Source organism: Delftia sp. WY8 (assembly GCF_018437695.1).
In the GTDB taxonomy this organism is placed as follows: domain Bacteria; phylum Pseudomonadota; class Gammaproteobacteria; order Burkholderiales; family Burkholderiaceae_C; genus Comamonas; species Comamonas tsuruhatensis.
Map to the genome: position 1 here is coordinate 60,711 of NZ_CP049795.1, position 20,824 is coordinate 81,534.

22 protein-coding genes and 1 riboswitch are annotated in these 20,824 nt (G+C 66.6%); of the genes, 11 read left to right on the forward strand and 11 right to left on the reverse strand.

Annotation, left to right across the window (positions count from 1 at the left end):
* Positions 1-52 precede the first annotated feature (52 nt).
* The 4 genes from G4D77_RS00210 (at position 53) to G4D77_RS00225 (ending at position 5,661) form a co-directional block, all read left to right on the forward strand.
* Positions 53-1,144 carry an MBL fold metallo-hydrolase gene (locus G4D77_RS00210; RefSeq protein WP_047470039.1) on the forward strand — a complete coding sequence of 364 codons (1,092 nt, stop codon included), beginning with the start codon at positions 53-55 and terminating at the stop codon, positions 1,142-1,144.
* A gap of 123 nt (positions 1,145-1,267) precedes the next feature.
* Entirely contained in the window at positions 1,268-1,678 is a 411-nt protein-coding gene (locus tag G4D77_RS00215) for a polyhydroxyalkanoate granule-associated phasin (RefSeq protein WP_016453442.1), read from the forward strand.
* A 216-nt stretch (positions 1,679-1,894) separates the two neighbouring features.
* Positions 1,895-3,355, forward strand: a complete 1,461-nt coding sequence (cycA, locus tag G4D77_RS00220; protein WP_154834335.1) for a D-serine/D-alanine/glycine transporter — start codon at positions 1,895-1,897, stop codon at positions 3,353-3,355.
* A 311-nt stretch (positions 3,356-3,666) separates the two neighbouring features.
* Positions 3,667-5,661, forward strand: coding sequence for a TonB-dependent receptor domain-containing protein (locus G4D77_RS00225; RefSeq protein WP_154834336.1), 1,995 nt, complete (start codon positions 3,667-3,669; stop codon positions 5,659-5,661).
* A gap of 95 nt (positions 5,662-5,756) precedes the next feature.
* On the opposite strand, the gene G4D77_RS00230 is transcribed toward G4D77_RS00225, so the two are convergent.
* Together G4D77_RS00230 and G4D77_RS00235 are read right to left on the reverse strand one after the other, a co-directional pair.
* Positions 5,757-6,248, reverse strand: coding sequence for a rod shape-determining protein (locus G4D77_RS00230; protein WP_227741015.1), 492 nt, complete (start codon positions 6,246-6,248; stop codon positions 5,757-5,759).
* A gap of 3 nt (positions 6,249-6,251) precedes the next feature.
* Positions 6,252-6,701: a winged helix-turn-helix transcriptional regulator gene (locus G4D77_RS00235; RefSeq protein ID WP_154834337.1), complete on the reverse strand. Its 450-nt coding sequence runs from the start codon at positions 6,699-6,701 to the stop codon at positions 6,252-6,254.
* Positions 6,702-6,777: 76 nt separating this feature from the next.
* Between G4D77_RS00235 and G4D77_RS00240 the strand changes: the two genes are divergently transcribed.
* A complete protein-coding gene (locus G4D77_RS00240) occupies positions 6,778-7,989 on the forward strand; it encodes an MFS transporter (protein WP_151020440.1) in 1,212 nt (403 codons plus the stop codon).
* Here G4D77_RS00240 and G4D77_RS00245 read toward each other — a convergent pair.
* On the reverse strand, positions 7,986-8,753 hold the full coding sequence (locus tag G4D77_RS00245; protein WP_017406627.1) for an AraC family transcriptional regulator: 768 nt from the start codon (positions 8,751-8,753) through the stop codon (positions 7,986-7,988). The genes G4D77_RS00240 and G4D77_RS00245 overlap by 4 nt on opposite strands.
* A 128-nt stretch (positions 8,754-8,881) precedes the next feature.
* Between G4D77_RS00245 and G4D77_RS00250 the strand changes: the two genes are divergently transcribed.
* Positions 8,882-9,688 carry a sulfite exporter TauE/SafE family protein gene (locus G4D77_RS00250; protein ID WP_133073343.1) on the forward strand — a complete coding sequence of 269 codons (807 nt, stop codon included), beginning with the start codon at positions 8,882-8,884 and terminating at the stop codon, positions 9,686-9,688.
* Between the two features lie 9 nt (positions 9,689-9,697).
* Here the strand turns inward: G4D77_RS00250 and G4D77_RS00255 are convergent, their stop codons facing one another.
* Positions 9,698-9,889 carry a helix-turn-helix transcriptional regulator gene (locus G4D77_RS00255; protein WP_016453450.1) on the reverse strand — a complete coding sequence of 64 codons (192 nt, stop codon included), beginning with the start codon at positions 9,887-9,889 and terminating at the stop codon, positions 9,698-9,700.
* A gap of 25 nt (positions 9,890-9,914) precedes the next feature.
* Positions 9,915-10,304: a hypothetical protein gene (locus G4D77_RS00260; RefSeq protein WP_012205557.1), complete on the reverse strand. Its 390-nt coding sequence runs from the start codon at positions 10,302-10,304 to the stop codon at positions 9,915-9,917.
* Between the two features lie 96 nt (positions 10,305-10,400).
* Positions 10,401-10,626, forward strand: a riboswitch (cobalamin riboswitch).
* A gap of 70 nt (positions 10,627-10,696) precedes the next feature.
* Here G4D77_RS00260 and G4D77_RS00265 point away from each other — a divergent pair.
* The gene (locus G4D77_RS00265; protein WP_154834338.1) at positions 10,697-12,610 is read left to right on the forward strand and encodes a TonB-dependent receptor domain-containing protein; all 1,914 of its coding nucleotides are present in this window, start codon (positions 10,697-10,699) and stop codon (positions 12,608-12,610) included.
* 5 nt (positions 12,611-12,615) lie between these two features.
* Positions 12,616-13,548, forward strand: a complete 933-nt coding sequence (locus G4D77_RS00270; RefSeq protein ID WP_154834339.1) for an ABC transporter substrate-binding protein — start codon at positions 12,616-12,618, stop codon at positions 13,546-13,548.
* A 49-nt stretch (positions 13,549-13,597) separates the two neighbouring features.
* On the opposite strand, the gene G4D77_RS00275 is transcribed toward G4D77_RS00270, so the two are convergent.
* Positions 13,598-13,918, reverse strand: a complete 321-nt coding sequence (locus G4D77_RS00275; protein ID WP_012205554.1) for a heavy metal-binding domain-containing protein — start codon at positions 13,916-13,918, stop codon at positions 13,598-13,600.
* Positions 13,919-14,073: 155 nt separating this feature from the next.
* Complete coding sequence (locus G4D77_RS00280) at positions 14,074-14,532, reverse strand: hypothetical protein (RefSeq protein ID WP_154834340.1); 459 nt, start codon at positions 14,530-14,532, stop codon at positions 14,074-14,076.
* Positions 14,533-14,690: 158 nt separating this feature from the next.
* Between G4D77_RS00280 and G4D77_RS00285 the strand changes: the two genes are divergently transcribed.
* On the forward strand, positions 14,691-14,954 hold the full coding sequence (locus tag G4D77_RS00285; RefSeq protein ID WP_034367556.1) for a hypothetical protein: 264 nt from the start codon (positions 14,691-14,693) through the stop codon (positions 14,952-14,954).
* A 253-nt stretch (positions 14,955-15,207) separates the two neighbouring features.
* On the forward strand, positions 15,208-15,549 hold the full coding sequence (locus tag G4D77_RS00290) for an H-NS histone family protein (RefSeq protein WP_016446025.1): 342 nt from the start codon (positions 15,208-15,210) through the stop codon (positions 15,547-15,549).
* Positions 15,550-15,761: 212 nt separating this feature from the next.
* On the opposite strand, the gene G4D77_RS00295 is transcribed toward G4D77_RS00290, so the two are convergent.
* The 4 genes from G4D77_RS00295 to G4D77_RS00310 form a co-directional block, all read right to left on the reverse strand.
* Entirely contained in the window at positions 15,762-16,130 is a 369-nt protein-coding gene (locus G4D77_RS00295) for an antibiotic biosynthesis monooxygenase family protein (RefSeq protein ID WP_016453456.1), read from the reverse strand.
* A 94-nt stretch (positions 16,131-16,224) separates the two neighbouring features.
* On the reverse strand, positions 16,225-16,929 hold the full coding sequence (locus G4D77_RS00300; protein ID WP_034367554.1) for a glutamine amidotransferase: 705 nt from the start codon (positions 16,927-16,929) through the stop codon (positions 16,225-16,227).
* A gap of 51 nt (positions 16,930-16,980) precedes the next feature.
* On the reverse strand, positions 16,981-18,060 hold the full coding sequence (locus tag G4D77_RS00305) for a 2Fe-2S iron-sulfur cluster-binding protein (protein ID WP_154834341.1): 1,080 nt from the start codon (positions 18,058-18,060) through the stop codon (positions 16,981-16,983).
* A complete protein-coding gene (locus G4D77_RS00310; protein WP_012205541.1) occupies positions 18,057-19,019 on the reverse strand; it encodes an AurF N-oxygenase family protein in 963 nt (320 codons plus the stop codon). Before G4D77_RS00310 ends, G4D77_RS00305 begins: the two co-directional genes overlap by 4 nt.
* A 366-nt stretch (positions 19,020-19,385) precedes the next feature.
* Between G4D77_RS00310 and G4D77_RS00315 the strand changes: the two genes are divergently transcribed.
* Positions 19,386-20,795 carry a serine hydroxymethyltransferase gene (locus G4D77_RS00315; protein ID WP_154834342.1) on the forward strand — a complete coding sequence of 470 codons (1,410 nt, stop codon included), beginning with the start codon at positions 19,386-19,388 and terminating at the stop codon, positions 20,793-20,795.
* Positions 20,796-20,824: the final 29 nt, after the last annotated feature.

Below are 20,824 nucleotides of genomic sequence, written 5' to 3' on the forward strand. Positions count from 1 at the left end.
GGCTGCGCCATCGGTTCCATGATGGCGGCGGCCTGAACACCGACGGAGCACCGTGAAAACAATCCGCATCTTCCGCGCCCCGATTGCCGACTACTCCCAATCGCCCCAATCGTCGGCCGGGCGCTTTCGCAACATCCATCCCCGCCCGGCCAATGCCCCCCAGCCCGACGCCAAGGTGATGTGGGACTTCTTCTTCAACAAGCCAAAGGACACCGAGCCTGCGGCGCCCCTGCCCGTGCAGCGGCTCACCCCGGCCGACCTGGCCGCCGCGCCCGAGCGCAGCCTGTACCGCCTGGGCCACTCCACGCTGCTGATGAAACTGCGCGGCGGCTGGTGGATCACCGACCCGGTGTTTGCCGAGCGCGCCTCGCCCTTTTCCTTCATCGGCCCCAAGCGCTTTCATGCGCCGCCCATCGCCCTGCATGAGCTGCCCGCGCTGCGCGGCGTGGTGCTCTCGCACGACCACTACGACCATCTGGACCGTGCCACCATCCGCGCCCTGGCGCCCCGGGTCGACTTCTTCCTGTGCACGCTGGGCGTGGGCGACCGGCTCATGGCCTGGGGCGTGGCCCCCGAGAAGGTGCGCCAGTTCGACTGGTGGCAGGACGTGCAGGTGGACGGCCTGCGCTTCACGGCCACGCCGGCCCAGCATTTCTCGGGCCGGGGCCTGCGCGACGGCAACCGCACGCTGTGGGCGTCCTGGGTCATCGAGGACCTGGCAAGCGCCGACACGCTGCGTGTCTTCTTCAGCGGCGACGGCGGCTATTTCGACGGCTTTGCGGAAATCGGCCGGCGCTTCGGCCCCTTCGACCTCACGCTGATGGAGACCGGCGCCTACGACCCGCACTGGCCCTATGTCCACATGCACCCGGCCCAGACCGTGCAGGCCCACCGCGACCTGGGCGGACGCTGGCTGCTGCCCATTCACAACGGCACCTTCAGCCTGGCCATGCATGCCTGGTGGGACCCCTTCGAGCGCGTGCTGGCCCTGGGCGCCGAGCACGGCATTGCCGTGGCCACGCCCATGATGGGCGAGCGCGTGGACCTGGCCGCCCCCCATGCAGGCGAGCGCTGGTGGCGCGCCCTGGTATCTGAGGTCACGCAGGACGGAGCCGCGCCGGCACCCCGGCCCCAGCCGCGATAAACGCGTTTTTGCTGCATTGCGTCATCGGCCTACGCGGACCGGCATGCATCTGGCTAAAGTGGAACCGGCAAGTGGATCTGGCAGGTAGATCCGGCAAATGGATCCAGAGCTTCAGGAGCGCACATGGCAAACCGCAAATCTTCCAAGGCCGCTTCGGTGGCCCGTCAGGCCACCGATCTGGCCATTGCCGCGCCGCAGGTGGTGGCGCACAGGCTCACCCGCATGGCGCTGGCCGGGGCCAATCCCTCCGCACGGGACCGGCGCGAATTCACGCGCATGGTGTCCGAGAAACAGACAGCCTTCCACCAATCCTGGGCCGCCATGGGCCTGCAGTCCATGGTCGCCAGCCAGGCCCTGATGCAGGCCTGGATGCGCATGTGGTGGATGCCCTGGAGCGCCTCCACCTGGAATGGGGGCGCACTGGCATCGCAGGCCTCGCAATGGAGCAACGCCATGTGGGGCGTGGTGGGCAAGGGCATGGCCCCCGTGCACCGCACCGCAGTGGCCAACGCCCGGCGCCTGGCGCGCGGCTGATCCACCCATATCAAACCCGCTTCATTGACTGGAGCGGCACGGCGCGGCAGGGCTGATGCGGGGGCGAGGTTCGGGTATCCTCGCGGCCTTCGTTCCGTTTTGCTGCGCTGCCGCATTTCCAGGCATGGACTCCATGCAGAGACTGAAAACACGGCCGCGGCAGGCGGATTTCCCCCTTTCTGCCATCGCTTTGCCAGTCTTCCCCGGAGTTCTCTGATGACACACAAGGCCCCGCCAGCCGGCCAGGGCCTGCACGGTCAAGACGACCTGCAGCGCAATCTCACCAACCGCCACATCCAGCTCATCGCCATCGGCGGTGCCATCGGCACGGGCCTGTTCATGGGCTCGGGCAAGACCATCAGCCTGGCGGGTCCGTCCATCGTCTTCGTCTACGCCATCATCGGCGTGATGCTGTTCTTCGTGATGCGGGCCATGGGCGAGCTGCTGCTGTCCAACCTGCAGTACCGATCCTTCATCGATTTCTCGGCCGATCTGCTGGGGCCCTGGGCGGGCTTCTTCACGGGCTGGACGTACTGGTTCTGCTGGATCGTCACGGGCATTGCCGACGTGATCGCCATCTCGGCCTACTCGCAGTTCTGGTTCCCCGGCCTGCCCCAGTGGGCCCCGGCCATTGCCTGCGTGGGCCTGCTGCTGGGCCTGAACCTGCTGACGGTGAAGCTGTTCGGCGAGATCGAGTTCTGGTTCGCCATGATCAAGATCGTGGCCATCGTGGCCCTGGTGGCAACGGGGCTGTACATGGTGGGGGCCGCCTTCGTCTCGCCTGCGGGGCGTGCGGCCAGCCTGTCCAACCTCTGGAACGACGGCGGCATGTTCCCCAACGGGATGATGGGCTTTTTCGCGGGCTTCCAGATCGCCGTGTTCGCCTTCGTGGGCATCGAGCTGGTGGGCACCACGGCCGCCGAGGCCAAGGACCCCGAGCGCACGCTGCCGCGCGCCATCAATTCGATTCCCGTGCGCATCATCGTGTTCTACGTGCTGGCCCTGATCGCCATCATGGCCGTCACCCCCTGGCGCGACGTGGTGCCCGGCAAGAGCCCGTTCGTGGAGCTGTTCGTGCTGGCAGGCCTGCCGGCCGCCGCAGGCGTGATCAATTTCGTGGTGCTGACCTCGGCCGCCTCGTCGGCCAACAGCGGCGTGTTCTCCACCAGCCGCATGCTCTACGGCCTGGCGCTCAAGGGCGATGCGCCCCGGGCCTTCCACCGGCTGTCGCGCAGCAGCGTGCCCTCGCGCGGGCTGCTGTTTTCCTGCACCTGCCTGCTGGCCGGCGCGTTTCTGATGTGGGTGGTCCCCGATCTGGTGGAAGCCTTCACGCTGGTGACCACGGTATCGGCCATTCTGTTCATGTTCGTGTGGTCGCTGATCCTGCTGTCCTATATCGCCTACCGGCGCCAGCGCGCGGCCCTGCATGAGGCTTCGCGCTACAAGATGCCCGGCGGCGTGGCCATGTGCTGGGCCTGCCTGGTGTTCTTTGCCGCCATCCTGGGCCTGCTGACCCTGCAGGCCGACACGCGCCAGGCGCTGGTGGTGACGCCGGCCTGGTTTGCCCTGCTGGCCATCGCCTACCAGTTCGTGCGCCGCCGGGCATCAAGCCAACCCTCGGGCAGCTGCGCTGAGCCTTCCAGCGCCCTGCCAGGCGCCGTGGCCAAGCCGCGCTGACGTGGTTTCTGGCCGCCCCCTGCGCTCCGGGGCGGCCTTTGCACGGAGGTGCCGCACCCCGTGCTTTCTCTCAGCGCCCTGCCGACCCCCTTCATTTTTGTGCACCAGACTTGCGCACAACGCCTCAGGCGTGTCCAGCGATTAGATAACGCGTGAACAAAAAACAACTGTCTTTACGTGAAGAGAAAGATGTAGATACAAATCGTTATCATTCGCACCTTGATTTTTAACCAAACCGGAACTTTACAAAGATGGTCAGAATCTCGGTGCTCCGCCCGCTTCCTCTTTGCGCCGCCCTGGCATGCACAGCCATGGCCCATGCCCAGACGGCCGACAGCAAGGCCGACACGTCCTTGTCCACGGTGGTGGTGACCGCCTCGGGCACGGCCGTGGACATCAAGGAGGCGCCGGCCAGCATCAGCGTGATCACGCGGGAAGACATCGAGCGCAAGCCCGTCACCAGCATCGGCGAGCTGCTGTCCACCATTCCCGGCGTGACCGGCGGTCTGTCGGGCACGGGCGCCCAGTCCAAGATCAAGCTGCGCGGCCTGCCCGAGAAGTACACGCTGATCCTGGTGGACGGCAAGCGCCAGGGGAACTCGGCCGGCATCAACTACCGTGACGACCTGGGCTCGCAGGACCTGGACTGGATCTCGCCCGAGATGATCGAGCGCATCGAGGTCGTGCGCGGCCCCATGTCCTCGCTGTACGGCTCCGACGCCATGGGCGGCGTGATCAACATCATCACGCGCAAGATCGGCAAGCGCTGGAGTGGCTCGACCACGCTGAACTACAGCAAGCCCTCCGACGGCGACCGCGGCGACACGCGCCAGCTGGGCTTCAACATCAGCGGCCCGCTGTCCGACAAGTTCGGCCTGCGCCTGGGCGGCAACTACACGGACCGCGCTGCCGACGAGGGCACGGGCGGCTTCCCGGGCACCTACCAGTCCACGGCCGGCTCGCGCAAGCAAAACCTCAACGCCCTGCTCAACTGGCAGCTCACGCCCGACCAGGTGATCGGCATCGAGGCCGCGCAAGGCATCCAGCGCGCCACGGGCTCCGATCGGTTGGTGAATGGACGCCCCGTGGTATCGCAATGGGGCCTGAGCAAGCTGGAGCAGACCAAGTTCGGCCTCAGCCACGATGGCCGCTGGGGCGACATGACCTCCAAGCTCAACCTCGTGCACAACAAGTACGAGGACAAGGGCGACACCATCGGCAACAACTCCAAGGAAACCACTCTGGACGGCCGCATCGACAAGCCGTTGAAGCTGTGGGGACTGGACCAGGCCATGACGCTGGGCATGCAGTGGCGCCGCGAGTCGCTGGACAACCGCGACACCATCGGCCTGGCGCCCATCGACTACGCGGGGCGCCCGGTCTCGGGCTCGGGCCTGAGCGCCACCACCTGGGCGCTGTTCGGCGAGGACCAGATCTTCCTGCGAGAGAACCTGGCGCTGACGCTGGGCCTGCGCATGGACCACCACCAGAAATACGGCAACAACTGGAGCCCGCGCGCCTACCTGGTCTACCACCCGGCCTCGGAGTGGACGGTGCGCGGCGGCGTCTCGCGCGGCTTCCGTGCGCCCAACCTGAAGGAAAACTCGGCCAGCGCCGCCACGCAATCCGGGGGCAACGGCTGCCGCAGCCTGGCCGGCATGGGCTGGACCAGCACCAGCGTGAATGCCGACGGCACGCGCGGCTGCTACATGGCCGGCAACCCCGACCTGCAGCCCGAGACCAGCACCAACTTCGAGCTGGGCACCAGCTGGGACCGCAATGGCTGGGCGCTGGGCGCCACGTACTTCCACACCAACTTCAAGAACAAGATCGACTACCAGCCGCTGGGCTTCTACAACGGCTTCTGGTGGACCCGCATGGCCAACGCCCAGCGTGCCCGCACGCGCGGCCTGGAAGGCTTCGTGAACGTTCCCCTGGCCAAGGGCCTGACCTGGAACACCAACATCACCAAGATGTTCGAGTCCAAGAACCTGAGCACCGGCGCCTCGCTGCTGGCCGTGCCCGAGCTGTCCATCTACTCGTCGCTGCAGTGGCAGATCCGCCAGGGCTGGTCCGCCATGTTCAGCGCCCGCCACGTGGGCAAGGAAGTCGTGACCACGGGCACGGCCACCACCTTCGCCAAGGCCTACACGACGTTCGACGTGTCCATGAACTACAACGTCACCGACTCGATGACCCTGCGCGCCGGCATCATCAACCTGACCGACAAGGAAACCCGGACCATCGGCGCCAACTACGACAACGGCGGCCGTACCTACTTCGTGGGGATGACGGCCAGGTTCTGATGGCGCGGTTCTGATAGCGCGTTATCGGCCCTTGCGCTGACCCAGACAAAGCGCCCGTTGTGACGGGCGCTTTTTTCATGGCGAGGAACAGGGCCTCACTCCCAGATGCCGCCCTGCGCAGGGGGCTTGCGCGCCAGCAATTCCTCGTCTGTCAAGGGCCGGCCTGTCCAGACATTCACCTTCGAGGCCCCGGCCGCGCTGCCCAGCTCGCGCAAGGCCCTCAGCTCCACCTGGGTGAACCCGCCCTCGGGGTCGCCCAGCGGATGGATGACGATGTGCGGTGAGGCCGCCAGCCAGGCACGCCGATGCATGCGCCTGAGCTGGTACTTCAGAAGCTGCTCGGCCAGGATGAAGTCCGATATCAGCGAACGCGGGTGGGCGAAGGGATTGACGACTTCGGCAGGCTCCGATGCGGCCGCGAGCCTGGCCTGCGGGCCGGCCGCGAGAATCCGGCGCCGGGGCGGCGGACTCAGGGCCAGCTCGGGAACCTCCGACAGGGTCTGGCCCGTTTTCGGATTTGTCAGCGTCAGGCGCTCGGGAGAAATCTGTACGTAGATGAGTGGTAGGAAGGCAGAGAGCATGGACATCCATCAATCGATTTTCTGAACCACGGTCTGGCCCGGCAGCAAGGCCCGGCCATCACCGCCACGCGGCAGCATGGGCGCGACAGGCTGACCTGTCTGGCGGTCCAGCAGCAGCGAATGCGCCTCGCCCGGCGCGAACAGATGGCCTTCGCCCCATTGCCGCAACGCCACGATCACCGGGAACAGCTCAAGGCCCTGGGCCGTGAGCACGTATTCCAGGTAGGCCGAGCCTTCGGCGGCCGGGCGGGTTTCGAGGATGCCGGCCTCCACCAGCCGGCGCAGCCGGTCGGCCAGGATATTGCGGGCCACGCCCAGGCTGCGCTGGAAATCGCCAAAGCGGCTGATGCCATCGAAGGCATCGCGCACGATGAGCAGCGACCAGCGGTCGCCGATCACATCCAGGGAGCGGGCCACCGGACAGGGCTGCGGTGTGTCAGGACGGATGTCTTCTTTCATGGCGCTATTTTGGTTGCATTTCAAAACTGGTTCAACTAGCATCCAACCAGTTTTATTTTGCAACTGGATTCAACCCATGAACGCCTTCCCTGCCCCGGACACGGTCCGCATGCCGCGCAGCCTGGTGCTGCTGTTCGCCGCTGCCAGCGGCCTGAGCGTGGCCAATGTCTACTACGCCCAGCCGCTGCTGGAGGCGCTGGCGGCCGACTTCGGCATCAGCCATGCGGCCGTGGGCGGGGTGGTCACGGCCACGCAGGCCGGCTGCGCGCTGGCACTGCTGCTGCTGGTGCCGCTGGGCGACCGGCTGGAACGGCGGCGACTCATGCTTTTGCAGTTGCTGGGCCTGGTGCTGGCCCTGGCGGCCGTCAGCACCGCGCGTTCGGCCGTTCTGCTGCTGGCGGGCATGCTGGCCGTGGGCCTGCTGGGCACGGCCATGACGCAGGGGCTGATCGCCTATGCGGCCAGCGCCAGCCAGGCGCATGAGCGCGGGCGCGTGGTGGGCGCAGCCCAGGGCGGGGTTTTCATCGGCCTGCTTTTGGCGCGCGTGTTTGCCGGTGCCGTGGGTGACGTGGCTGGCTGGCGTGGCGTCTATGCCTGCTCGGCCCTGCTGATGCTGGCCCTGGCCTGGCCCCTGTGGCGGCAACTGCCCCGGCTGGCGGTGCCCTCCCCCGTGCCCGGCTACACGCAATTGCTGTCATCCATGCTCCAGTTGCTGCGCCAGGACCGCATGCTGCGCACGCGGGGCATGCTGGCCCTGCTGATGTTTGCCACCTTCAATATCTTCTGGAGCGCCCTGGTCCTGCCGCTGAGCGCACCGCCCTACAGCCTGTCGCTCACGGCCATCGGCGCCTTTGGCCTGGCCGGCGTGGTGGGCGCACTGGCCGCGGCCCGTGCCGGCCACTGGGCCGACCAGGGTTTCGCGCAGCGCACCAGCCTGGGCGCGCTGGTGATCCTGCTGCTGGCCTGGGCGCCGATTGCGCTGCTGGAACAATCGCTGTGGGCGCTGGTCGCCGGCATCGTGCTGCTGGACCTGGGCGGCCAGGCCCTGCATGTGACCAACCAGAGCCTGATCTTTCGCAGCAACCCGCAGGCCCACAGCCGGCTGGTGGGGCTGTACATGCTGTTCTATGCCGTGGGCAGCGGGCTGGGCGCGCTGATTTCCACCAACGCCTACGCGCGGTTTGGCTGGCACGGCGTCTGCGTGGCGGGGGCGGCGTTCAGCCTGGCGGCCCTGGTGTTCTGGGCCATGACGCGGGAGACGGCTGCCCAGGCCAGCGTTCCCGCCTAGACCCGGCTCACCAGCTCCGAAGGCACCCGCCCCAATGCCTTGCGGAACATGGTGGAAAACGCGCTGGGGCTGTCATATCCCAGCTCCAGCGCCACCTGGGTGACCGATGCGCCCGCAGACAGCCGCGACACCGCTGCCAGCAGGCAGGCCTGCTGGCGCCAGGCGCCAAAGGCCATGCCTGTGTGCTGCTGGAAAAACCGGCTGAAGGTGCGCAGGCTCTTGTTCAGCGCCTGTGCCCAGTCCTGCGGCGTGGCGCGGATGCTGGGCTGGGCCAGGAACTGCTTGCACAGGGCGGCCAGCTTTTCGTCGCGGGGAATGGGCGCGAACAGCGGCAGGCTGCGGGCCGAGGCCAGCTCGTGCAGCACCAGCGTGACCAGGGCGCCGTCGCGGCCCGCTTCGTCGTACAGCGCCGGCAGGTCGGCGCAGGACAGCAGCAACTGGTGCAGCAGCGGGGTGACGACCAGGGCCTCGCAATGCACACCCGGGCGGGGCGCAGCAGCCGGTTCGATGTACAGGCTGCGCGTGCTCACGCCCTGCATGCGCACGCTGTGCGGCTTGCTGGCCGGAATCCACACGCCGCTGTAGGGCGGGATGGTCCAGGCGCCGTCGTCGGTTTCCACTTCCATCAGCCCGCTCATCCCGTAGAGAAACTGGGCACGCCGGTGGCTGTGCGTGGGCAGCAGCGTGCCAGGCGTGTAGTCGGTGCCGATGGCCAGCACATCGCGCGCCACGGCGTCCACGGAATGCAGCGGGATGTTAAGCATGGGAATGTCCGGAAAACAGCCAACAGGCTTTGGCAGGAATTCAAGGATTATTGACCTATCCGCGAAAGCAGGCCAAACCGCGGCATCCTAAGGTTCAGTCCTTGCTCGTTTTTTCCAAAGGACTGTCTGTGTTCCCTCTCCTGCTGCTGGCTTTCGGTGTGCTTGCCGGCGTGACCACCGTGCTCTTCGGCTTTGGCGGCGGCTTCGTGGCCGTTCCGCTGCTTTATGCGCTGCTGACCTCCATCCACGGCGCGGACTCCGCCGTTGGCCAGGCTGCCATGCACATTGCCGTGGCCACCTCCACCTGCGTGATGATTTTTGGCGCCTCCATGGCCACGCTGCGCCAGCACCGCGCGGGCGCCCTGCCCTGGGATCAGGTGCGGCCGCTGGCCGGCTTCATCGCGGCCGGCGCCGTGGCAGGCGCGGCGGCCGCCACCTGGATCAGCGGGGAATGGGTGCGCTGGGCCTTCATCGCCTACCTGGCCCTGACCATCGCCGACGCGCTGCTGCGCCCGGGCTTCGTGCACGGCACCGCCGCCCAATTGCAGCCCATGGGCCGCAGGCCCGCCGCCACCGCAGGCTTGGCGATTGGCGCGATTGCAGCCTTCCTGGGTGTGGGCGGCAGCGTGATGACCGTGCCGCTGATGCGCCGGCGCGGCGCCAGCATGGCGGCGGCCACGGCCATGGCCAGCCCGCTGTCCCTGCCCATGGCCGTGGCGGGCACCGCTGCCTACATGCTGGCATCGCAGGGCGCGGGGCTGGGCCCCTGGCATGTGGGCTATGTGGACCTGCAGGCCTTTGCGTTGCTGACGGCCGGATCGTGGACCGGCATCAGGCTGGCGGCCCCGCTGATCGGCCGCATTCCCGATGCCCTGCATGCCAAAGCCTACCTGGCCCTGCTGGGCCTGGTGCTGCTGGTCATGATCGTGGCCTGAGCGCTGCGCTCAACCCTCCTGGAAGATCGCCTCGATCCGGGTCTCGAACACCCGGGCAATGGCGAATGCCAGCGGCAGGCTGGGGTCGTAGCGGCCCGTCTCTATGGCATTGACGGTCTGGCGCGACACGCCCAGCAGGTCCGCCAGCGCAGCCTGGCTCCAGCCGCGCTCGGCGCGCAGTTCACGGATGATGTTTTTCATGGGCGGGGCACTTTGGCGGAACAGCTCATCGGCTGCGCAGCCAGTGGGCCACCGAGGCAGCCACCCAGAGCGCACCCATCAAGGGCCACACCATGAACATGCTGAGCTTGGGAAACCCTGCCATTTCCAGGAATCCGTAGGTGAAGGTGATGCCGGCCGTGCCCGCCGCTGCAATCGCCAGCTGCTCCAGCATGGACTTGCGCAGGAACTCGTCGGTATCGCGAACCAGCCGCACGATGGCCCGCACGGCCAGCGCAAACGCCAGCATGGGGCTGAGCAGCAGGGCCGTGCGCAGGGCCCCGGCCTGCATGTCGGCGCTGAGCAAAAGCGCCCCCACAAGCAGCGCCATGTAGAGCAGCAGCGCAAATCCCAGCTCCTTCTGGTAGCGGCGGTTGGTGACCGTTGTTTGATTCATGGAAGTCTCTCGCAATGTGTAAAGGATGCTTGACATTGTGCGATGCCACCCGCGGGCATGTCAAGCAAGCTTTACATCGGCACTGAACGCCCCGCCGTACAATCGCCGCCGTTGGTGCCAGCAGCCCCAGGGGCTGCGGTTAAACGGGAAACATGGGGCGGCCAGATAAAGCCGCCCGCATGTACTGCCCCCGCAACAGTGAGTGAAACGCCGCGTGCATGGCACCGGCCCCCGCCAAACCCGTGCCACTGGGCGTACAGCCCGGGAAGGCCTTGGCGAGTGCGTCACCAGTCTGGATACCGGCCAACAGGCGGCCGGCCGCGCATGCAGCGCAGCCGGTCTTTGTGGTTTCCGTGCCGGCGGGGTCGCTGGCGCGCAACTGGCTCGCATCCATGCACACCCTCGCCCTCGCGCGCGCCCCTGGCGCCGCTCTTCGCTCGCCCTCGGCGTTCCCCGTACTGCGCACGTTGTCCGCCCTGGCTGCGGCCTCGCTGCTGGCCTGCCAGGCCCAAGCACAGGTACAACAGGCACAACAGGCGCAGCGCGCACAGGCCTCCCAGCTCGATACCGTGGTCGTCACCGCCTCGCGCAGCGAGCAGCCCCTGCGCACCGTCACGGCCGACATGACCGTGATCGACGCCGAGACCATTGCCCGCAGCGGCGCCACGGGCGTGGCCGACCTGCTGGTGCAGGTGCCGGGCGTGCAGATCAACCGCAACGGCGGGCCGGGCCAGGTCACCTCGGTCTACCTGCGCGGCACCAGCAACCAGCACACTGCCGTGTTCATCGACGGCGTGCGCTACAGCTCGCAGGAGCTGCAGGGTGGCGCGGTCTGGTCCACCCTGCCGCTGGCGCAGATCGAGCGCATCGAAGTGCTGCGCGGCCCGGCCGCCGCCATCTATGGCTCAGACGCCATGGGCGGCGTGATCCAGATCTTCACCAAGCGGGCGGACGGCCAGACCCGCGCCTATGCCGAGGCCGGCATCGGCAACCAGGGCACCAGCAAGCTGGCCACAGGATTCCAGGGCGGAGCCAACGGCTTCACCTATGGCTTGAACCTGGCGGACGAGCGCAGCGACGGCTTCGACGTCTACCCCGGCAACACCTTCTCGCCCAACCCGGACAAGGATGGCTACAGCAACACCTCGCTGGGCCTGAACGCGGGCTACAAAACGGGCATCCACCAGATCGACGCCAGCCTGCTGCACAGCCGCCTGCGCACCCACTACGACCAGAGCCCGCCGCCGTTCGACGACTACGACGTGGTCAAGAACACCACCGGCAGCCTGCGCTGGCAGGCCGGCTGGAACGCCATGTACAAAAGCGTGGTCCAGATCTCCCATACCGACAGCCAAAGCGACCGCCACACCCAGTCGCCCGAAAGCGCCAAGGGCCGCTCCACCAACTACCTGCTGCAGAACCTGTTCACGCTGGGCCAGCACCGTTTCAACATCGACCTGGAGCGCCGCGAGGACAAGCTGGACACCCAATACGCCTGGACGCAGAACACCGACAGCCGGCGCGTGCAGAACTCCCTGTCGGCCGGCTGGCGCCTGACCGAGGGCCGCCACCAGTTCGACGCCAACCTGCGTCACGACCAGGTGCGCGACCAGCAGAACAAGACCACGGGCGGCCTGGGCTACGGCCTGCAGATCGACGAGCGCTGGCGCTGGGTGGCATCGGCCGGCACGGCCTTCAGAACGCCCACGCTGTACGAGCGCTTCACGGGCCAGGCGGCGGCCGACCTCAAGCCCGAAAGCAGCACCAACGTGGAAACGGGCCTGCACTATGCGGCCGGTGCCAACCGCCTCTCGGCCGTGGTCTACCGCAACAAGTTCAAGAACCTCATCACCTACGACTGGAACAGCGCCGTTCCCTGCAACTGCTACCGCAACTGGCAAAGCGTGGAGACCACCGGCCTGACGCTGGCGGGCAGCACGCGCCTGGGCAGCGCCAACCTGGGCGCCTCGCTGGACTTCATGAACCCCGAGAACCTGGAGACCGGCAAGCTGCTGCCCTACCGCTCCAAGCGCATGCTCAAGCTCAACGCCGACACCCAGGCGGCCGGCTGGACGCTGGGCGGCGAAGCGCAGCTCTACAGCGGCCGCTATGCCGACGAGGCCAACACCTTCAAGCTGGGCGGCTACGGCGTGGTCAACCTCTACGCCCAGCGCCAGCTGACAAGGCAATGGACGCTGCTGGCCCGCGTCAACAACATCGCCGACCGCGACTACGCCCCCACGCGCGGCTATGCGAACGCAGGCCGCACCGTGTTCGTCAGCGTGCGCTGGACTCCCCTGCCCTGACCGCCATGCACCTGCTGCTTGTGCGCCTGCCCCGCCTTCTGCTGCTGATCGCCGCCCTGGCCTGCGCGGGCAGCGCCGTCGCGCAAAAGGCGGTGGATGCGGGAACGGGCGGGGCAACCACTGCCTACACCGTCACCGACATGCGCGGGCGCCAGGTGCGCCTGGAGCGGGTGCCGCAGCGCATCGTCTCGCTGCTGCCCTCGCTGACCGAATCGCTGTGCGCGCTGGACGCCTGCGAGCGCATCGTGGGCGTGGACGAATTCTCCAACCACCCGGCCCGCGTGGCCGCCCTGCCCAAGCTGGGCCACACTTTTGCCCCGCTGGTCGAGGCCACCGTGCGGCTCAGGCCCGACGTGGTGCTGATGGCGTATTCCGCACCCGTCATCGCGCAGCTGGAGCGCTTCGGCATTCCCGTGCTGGCACTGGACGCCAACGACATGGCGCAGCTGGAGCAGGTACTGCACAAGCTCGACCAGCTGCTGCAGGTGCAGCGCGCCAACGCCCTGCTGGCACGCATGCAGGCCGAGGTGGACCAGCAGGCCAAGGCGCTGGCTGCGCAAGCGCCCGCCGGGCAGAAGGTGTATTTCGAAGTGGACGCCACGCCTTACGCGGCAGGGCCGGACTCCTTCATAGGCCAACTGCTGCAGCGCCTGGGCGCGCGCAATGTGCTGCCGCCCAACCTGGGCCCTTTTCCGCGAATCACGCCCGAATACGTGCTGCGCCAGCAGCCGGAACTCATCATCCACACGCCGCAGACGCCATCGGCCAGCTTTGCCACCCGCCCCGGCTGGAGCCGCATGCCCGCCGTGCGCTCCGGCCGCATCTGCGCGCTGGACCTGGTCGAAACAGACGTGGTCTCCCGCCCCGGCCCGCGCCTGGGCGAGGCAGCGCGGGCGCTGGCCCGCTGCCTGCAGATGCCGGGCACAGCGCCGCGTTGACTTCGCTGGCCGGCTTGGCCCGCTTGGTCTGCTTGGCCGATGGCCCTGCCTACTCCAGCACCACGGCCGTGCCGCTGGCAGACACCATCAACATGCCGTTGCCCTGGCCCAGCACTTCGTAATCCAGGTCCACCCCCACCACGGCATTCGCGCCCAGTTCCTGGGCGCGTTCCTCCAGCTCCTTGAGCGCAATCTCGCGCGCCCGCTGCAGCTCGCGCTCATAGGTGGCCGACCGCCCGCCCACGATGTCGCGCAGCCCGGCAAACAAGTCCTTGAACACATTGGCGCCCAAAATCGCCTCGCCCGCGACCACGCCGCAGTAGCGGGTGATGCGGCGGCCTTCGATCTGGGGGGTGGTGGTGATGATCATTGAAGCTCCTGGGTGTTGGTGATGGGAGTGCCGAGCTTTCGCCACTCGGCCGGACTAGCTGTGAACCGTCAAGCGATTGTTTGGAGATTTGATCCTAGACACGGAGCGACTTGGCCGCTGCTGCGGTGCAGTCTGTGCCAGTTGTAATGATGCTGTCAGCTCGCCAGGGCATTGGTCCGCTCAGCCGAGTTCTGGCACGTCCATCCATCGGACTTGCCTACTATCGCTGCCCGCGTCTGTTCAAGCCCCATCACCACCCGCCCTCTTGCCTTTCCGGATTTGATCGCCACCGGCAGCCGGCTCAACCAATGCCCGTTTGGCCCCAGCGACGTGACGCGCAGGTTGGACAACTGGCGCGATGTGGGCAAGGGTTTCATGGAAAGTACACGAATGCACTCATCGAGCTGAGCCGCAGAGGAAAAACGCAGTACATGCGTCCCGAACTCCACACAGAGAACGGCAAAGCCCTTGTGGGGAATGTGAGCAGGTGCCGAGGGCAGGTAACGGCTGGCGCGGCACCAGAGCCCAACCTCTTGCTCGACATGCACCCAGTAGGCCATGGGTTCGGCACGCCAGTCCTCAACGAATTCGATCCAATGGCGGGGCGCTGGCACAGGCCGTCTCCTTCAGAGGTATTCAAGAGGCGGATTGTGTCGCAAAGTACGGCGCGATTTGCCTTGGTGCCCGCCATCACGCAGGGCCGTAGATGGCCCAAGTACGTACATTCATGGTTCCGGCACACAGTCGCCAGTATTCATGGCAGGACCATCCCATGCGCACCAATGAGTCAAAAATCCTGGCGAAAGCCATATACGAGATCCGTCTTCTCCTGAGCGGATATCTGGGAAGCAACGTGGATGCGGATCCGAGCGTACGGATCGCAGCGCACCTGGCCTATGCCCTGCACAACGATGCATTGGCCGTGCTGGAGGGAAATGGCTTCAGCGCCGACGAAGCGCTGAAGCGGGTGGCGGCCGTGGACTCGCTTCTAGGAGTCGAAGCGGGGAGTGAATTCGTCCGCAGCTTGGAAGCTTAGGGCTGCCTTGCCAGGCCGGTACAACGCGGGATATTCCATCTGGCGTGATCGCTGCGGCCGTGCCGTGCCGGGTGGTGCGGGCGCGAGCCACCGAGGATAGGGCCGTCCTTTTCATGCCTGGCGCAGCTTCCACATGACGGCAGCAGTGCCCCATGCCTTCCTCGCCTGCCTTTTGTCGCCCGGCATGACCCTGAAGACAGGCATGTCTCGCCCGAACAGCCCCATAATCTGGCTTCAAAAATTTCGCACCCCTATGACACAGTCCCTCAAAGAACTCCTTGCGGCCAAGGCCGCGCTGGACATGGAAATTGCCAAGGCCCGCACCTCGGCGGCCGACGCAGCCCTGTCCAAGGTCCAGAAGCTGGTGACCGATTTCGGATTCACCCAGCAGCAAGTGTTCCCCTACATCCCAGCAAAAACCAGCGCACCGGCGAAGTATCGCGATCCGTCTACAGGAGCAACGTGGACAGGTCGCGGCAAGCCTCCGAACTGGATCAAGGACCAGGATCGCGACGACTTCCTCATCGAACGCAAACCCGAGGCGGCCCAAGGCCCGTTCCTCGCCGAAATGGCGGCAGCAGCAGCTCGCAACTGAAAGCGCTGCACAAGGCGGCACGCAGGATGCCGTGCGGTGCGGTGGAGTTCCGATGCGAAGGATCTGTGCCTTCCGAAAAAAAGCCCTCTGAGCATTCAGCGGGCTTTTTTTCCGGCCTGGTGCCGGCAGCGTAGTCACTGCCGACATCTTTCGATGGCGTGCATCGCGCTCCGGTAGAGGTACCAGCCGGGCCTTTGCGGCACCGCCAGCCCTCAGGCGTGGCTGACGGGGCAGCTGCCTGCCTTGCCCATGATGCTGTCGGCAGGCGCCTGCGCGCGGTCAGTCAGGCCGTAGTCGCGCAGCACCTGGGTGACGCGCACGCGGTAGTCCTTGAAGATCTTGTCGCGGCCGGCGCGCTGGGCGCTGAGGTGGGCTTCCACGTTGCGCCACTGGACGACGGCTTCCTCGTCGCGCCAGGTGGTGACGGACATGACTTTCTCGGGGTTGAGCGTGCTCTGGAAGCATTCCACGGAGATGAACCCCTCCATGGGCTTGAGCATGGGGGTGAGCTTGTTGACCAGGTCCACATAGGTCTGGTTCTGGCCGGGCAAGGCCTGCAGTTCGAACAGTACGACAACCATCTTCAACTCTCCTTTTTTCGGGAACAGAGATTCCGGCGCCGCGCAGCGGCGGCTCCGGCGTGGGGGAAATGGGTGAATGGGCGGCGCCGCAGGTTCAGCGGCTGCGCTCCAGGTGGGTCAGCCAGGCGGCCAGCACATCGCGCGCGGCCAGCGCCAGCAGGCCGCCGTATTTCTGGGCATCGGCACGCAGCGTGCGCGGGTCCACCTTGGCCATGCCGAGCTCACAGGCATGGCCGACCAGCCAGCGCTCCAGCCGGGCCGCGTCGGCCTCCAGATGGAATTGCAGGCCCAGCACCTGCGAGCCGACTGCGAAGGCCTGGTTGGCGCCGATGGCGGTGCCGGCCAGGTGCACGGCGCCTTCGGGAATGTCGAACTGGTCGCCATGCCAATGGAGCACCGGCACGCCGTCCAGTTTGGCGAGGGGCGAGGCAAGGCCGGCGTCGGTGAGCGTGAGCGGCGAAAAGCCGATTTCCTTGACGCCCAGCGGATAGACCCTGGCGCCCAGCGCGCGCGCAATGAGCTGGGCGCCCAGACAGATGCCCAGCAGCGGCTTGCCGCTGTCCAGCCAGCGGCGCACGGCCGCCAGCTCCTGGGCGACGAAGGGATAAAGCGCCTCGTCATAGGCACCTATGGGGCCGCCCAGCACGACCAGCAGGTCGGCACGGCCCAGGTCCAGGGTGTCAAGCTCGCCGATGCTGGGATCGACGTACTGCACTTCGTAGCCGCGGCTGGCGAACTCGGCATGCAGGGTGCCCAGGTCTTCGAAGTGGATGTGGCGCAGCGCGATGGCTTTTTTCATGGGAGGAACTCAGGTGGATACAGGAGGGTGGCTTGGAACGTGCGGAGCCCGTCAGGCGCCGGGCTTGAGATCGACGTGGATATGGCCTGCCGAGGGGAAGGTGCAGCAGGCCAAGGCATAGCCGGCTTCCTTTTCCCTGTCGCTGAGGCAAAAGTCCGCCTCCAGCCGTGAACTGCCTCCCGTGATGCGGATGCGGCAGCTGCCGCAGATGCCGGCCCGGCACTGGCTGCGGATGGCAATGCCCACGCCTTCCAGGATTTCCAGCAGGCTTTTGCCGGACGCGGCTTCGACGATCTGCCCGCTGTGCGCGATCTGCAGCTGGCATGCCTGCGCGGTCTCGCCTGGCTGGGCGGTGGATGCGGCAGGCGGCGTGAAGGCCTCGATATGCTGTATGGCACCGGGAAAGCAGGCCCGCGCATGCTCGCGAAAGGTCTGCGCAAAGGCGTGGCCGCCACAGATGACGACGGCCTGGGGCTGGCCCAGCGCCAGCAGGGACTGCTGCGAGGGGCGGCCCGGCACGAAGGGCCCGTGGGCGGCAATGTCTTCACGCGTGATGTGGATACGCAGGTCGAACCAGGGGGCCGTTTCGCACAGCTGCTGCAGCTCCTGCAGGAACGGAATGTCGGCCATGCGCGCAAAGCACAGCAGCAGCGTGGTGCGGGGCACGCGCCGGCCCTGCTGGCGCAGCCGGTCCAGTTCGCGCAGCAGCGCCAGCGGCAGGGTCAGGCCGATGCCGCCGGCCAGCATGACCAGGGAGTCCAGGCCCAGCACCAGGTCGGCCGTGATGTCGCCGGCCACGCCGCCCAGCGGCAGCGTGGAGCCTGCGCGCAGCACCGCATGCATGTGGTCGGAGACGCTGCCCCGGCCCGAGCTTTTGACGGCAATGTCGAACTGGCCGGCGCCGTCGTGCTCGCTGCAGGGCTCGTAGCGGGTGATGGAGTACAGCCGCTGCTGCATGGTGCCACGGGCGTCGGCATGCTCGATGGCCACATGCCGGCCGGGCCGCAGGCCGCCGAGGAATTGCGCCGAAGCACCCTGCACGCGCAGGGTGTAGACCATGACGCCGCCCGCCTCTGCCCGTGCAGCGGCGCAGCGCGCGAGCATGCTGCCTGCCTGGAGGGCGGCGCTCATGCCTGCATCTCCTCAAGGACCGAGGACACCAGCGCCACGCTGCCGCCCAGGTTGCGGCCCGCCAGGCCGATGCGGTCGATCAGGCTTTGCACCGAGTCGGTGTAGACGCCGATCTCGTTGCTGTCGCCCACGTCGTGCAGGATGTCGCGCGCATGCGGCATGCCGACCATGGTGAAGACGGTGGACCAGGCGCCCAGCTCGTTGTTGGCGAACATCTGCACGGTCTTGAGGATGATGGAGCGCAGGTAGCTGCGCTCGCGGTTGCTCAGGCCCTGGACGATGTCGGTGGCCACCGAGCTGAAGACGCTGGAGTGGCTCCATTCGTCCACGGCGTGGGTGCGCGTGACCTCGTGGCAGATGGGCTGGATGCTGCGGTCCTCGGCCATGGTCTTGAGGTAGTCGGTGATCAGGGTCTCGCTGGCGCAGGCAATGGCGAAGCGGGCCAGGCGGCGCTCCCATTCCGCGCCGCACTGCGCCAGCACGCCGTTGCGCCAGCCGACGAGGTTGAAGTCCGCGTAGTCCAGCGGCGCCAGGCCGCGCATCTCGTAGATGTAGTTGCAGGCCATGATGGACATGCGGGTGTGCAGGGCCTCGTCCAGCAGGGCCTGGGACATGACGTCCTGCAGCAGCGCGCGGTTGGCGCTGGGCGGCGGGGTCTTGATGATGTCCTCGCAGGCCGGCGTGACCACGTTGCACTCGATGTAGATGGTCTTGAGGTTGTAGATGCCCCAGGCGTAGGACAGGCATTGGTCGCGCAGGTGCTGTGGCGCCTCCACCCATGCCTGGTGATCGCGAAACGGCAGCAGCGAGGCGGTGAAGTCCTGCCGGGCGGGGTCGAACGCCAAGCCGCAGTAGTCAGGCAGGTCCTGATTCACGGCCGCTCTTGACTTCCAGAGCAGGGACAGCTTTTTGAGCGCATCGCGCACGGCGTCATCTGTCCGAGAGATATCGAGATTCATTTTTCAACTCCGTGTGATTGAACTTGATTGATCTGAGTCAAATCGCCTATTCCCTCCCCCCGCTTTCTCCATCTGCCGCAATCACCAATGGCGCCGCAAATGGCACTGCAATTGACGCTGCAGATGGCATATACGTTGTCATGGATTTCTTCACTCTGTCATATTCCACCTTGAATCAATCTCCCCGAATGCAGATTGCGGATGATTCCTGGCGGTATTGGATCTCATGACTTTCAACGTCTGGCGGCGAATTCTATGGAGAGAGCATGGATTCAAACAGACCTATTTTCGCCAATGAACCAGACCGCTTTTTTCAACGGCTTACATTGGCATGCCACCTTAATTGGTCTGCTCACCCGCTGAAACATGGTCGGAATCAAGGCAGCTGCACTTTGTAGACTGCCCATTACCGATGCGCCCTGGTTTCCAAATCCTTCCATAACCCGGGCGCTGCCGATTCCCGTGCTTCAGCGCCTCCAAGACAGCCAATGCGACATGGACGATTTATCGCTCCCCAGAATCAATTCCCTGGAACTCCAACACGCGGACAGCGAGGCCTGGGACGCCATAGCGGCCGAGCGGACACGGCAGGCGCGTTCGATTGAATTGATTGCCTCTGAAAACTTCGTGAGCCGCGCGGTGATGGAGGCGCAGGGCTCGGTGCTGACCAACAAATACGCCGAGGGCTATCCCGGCGTGCGCTACTACGGCGGCTGCGCCAATGCCGATGCCGTGGAGAACCTGGCCATTGCGCGTGCCAAGGCGCTGTTCGGCTGCACGCACGCCAACGTGCAGCCGCACTCGGGCAGCCAGGCCAACCAGGGCGTGTACCTGGCGTTCCTGGAGCCCGGCGACAAGATCATGGGGCTGGACCTGCGCTCGGGCGGGCACCTGACGCACGGCTCCAGCGTGAGCGTGTCGGGCAAGTGGTTCCAGTCCATCAGCTACGAGGTGGACGCCCGCTCCCAACTCATCGACATGGACCAGGTGCGGCGCATTGCGCTGAAGGAGCGGCCCAGGCTCATCATTGCCGGAGGCTCGGCCTATTCACGGCAGATGGACTGGGCCGAGTTCCGGCGCATTGCCGACCGGGTGGGCGCCATCTTCATGGCCGACATCGCGCACGTGGCGGGGCTGGTGGCCGCGGGCGTGTTCCCCTCGCCCGTGGAGCACGCCCATGTGACCACGACCACCACGCACAAGACGCTGCGCGGGCCGCGCGGCGGCATGATCCTCTCGGCCGACGCCGAGATCGCCAGGCGCATAGACGCCGCCGTGTTTCCGGGCCTGCAGTCCGGCCCGCTGATGCATGTGGTGGCGGCCAAGGCGGTGGCGCTGGGCGAGGCGCTCAAGCCCGCCTTCCGTACCTATGCGCGGGCCGTGGTGGACAACGCCCGCGTGCTGTGCGACCGGCTGTCGCAGGGCGGACTGTCCGTGGTGTCCGCAGGCACGGACTGCCATCTGGGCGTGATCGACCTGCGCCCCTGGGAGCTGACGGGCAAGGCCGCCGAAACGGCGCTGGAGCAGATCGGCATCACGGTCAACAAGAACGCCGTGCCCGGCGACGGCGCGCGGCCGCTGGTGACCTCGGGCATCCGCGTGGGCAGCGCGGCCTGCACCACGCGCGGCATGGGCGCCGACGAGTTCCGCGAGATCGGCGACATGATTCTTGCCACGCTGGGCGGCATACGCAGCGGCACCATGAACGCGCGCACGCTCAAGTCCATCCACGAAGGCGTGTCCGACCTGACCGCGCGCTTTCCCCTGCCCTACTGAGGCATGCAGCGTCCGGCGTCTCCCAACCT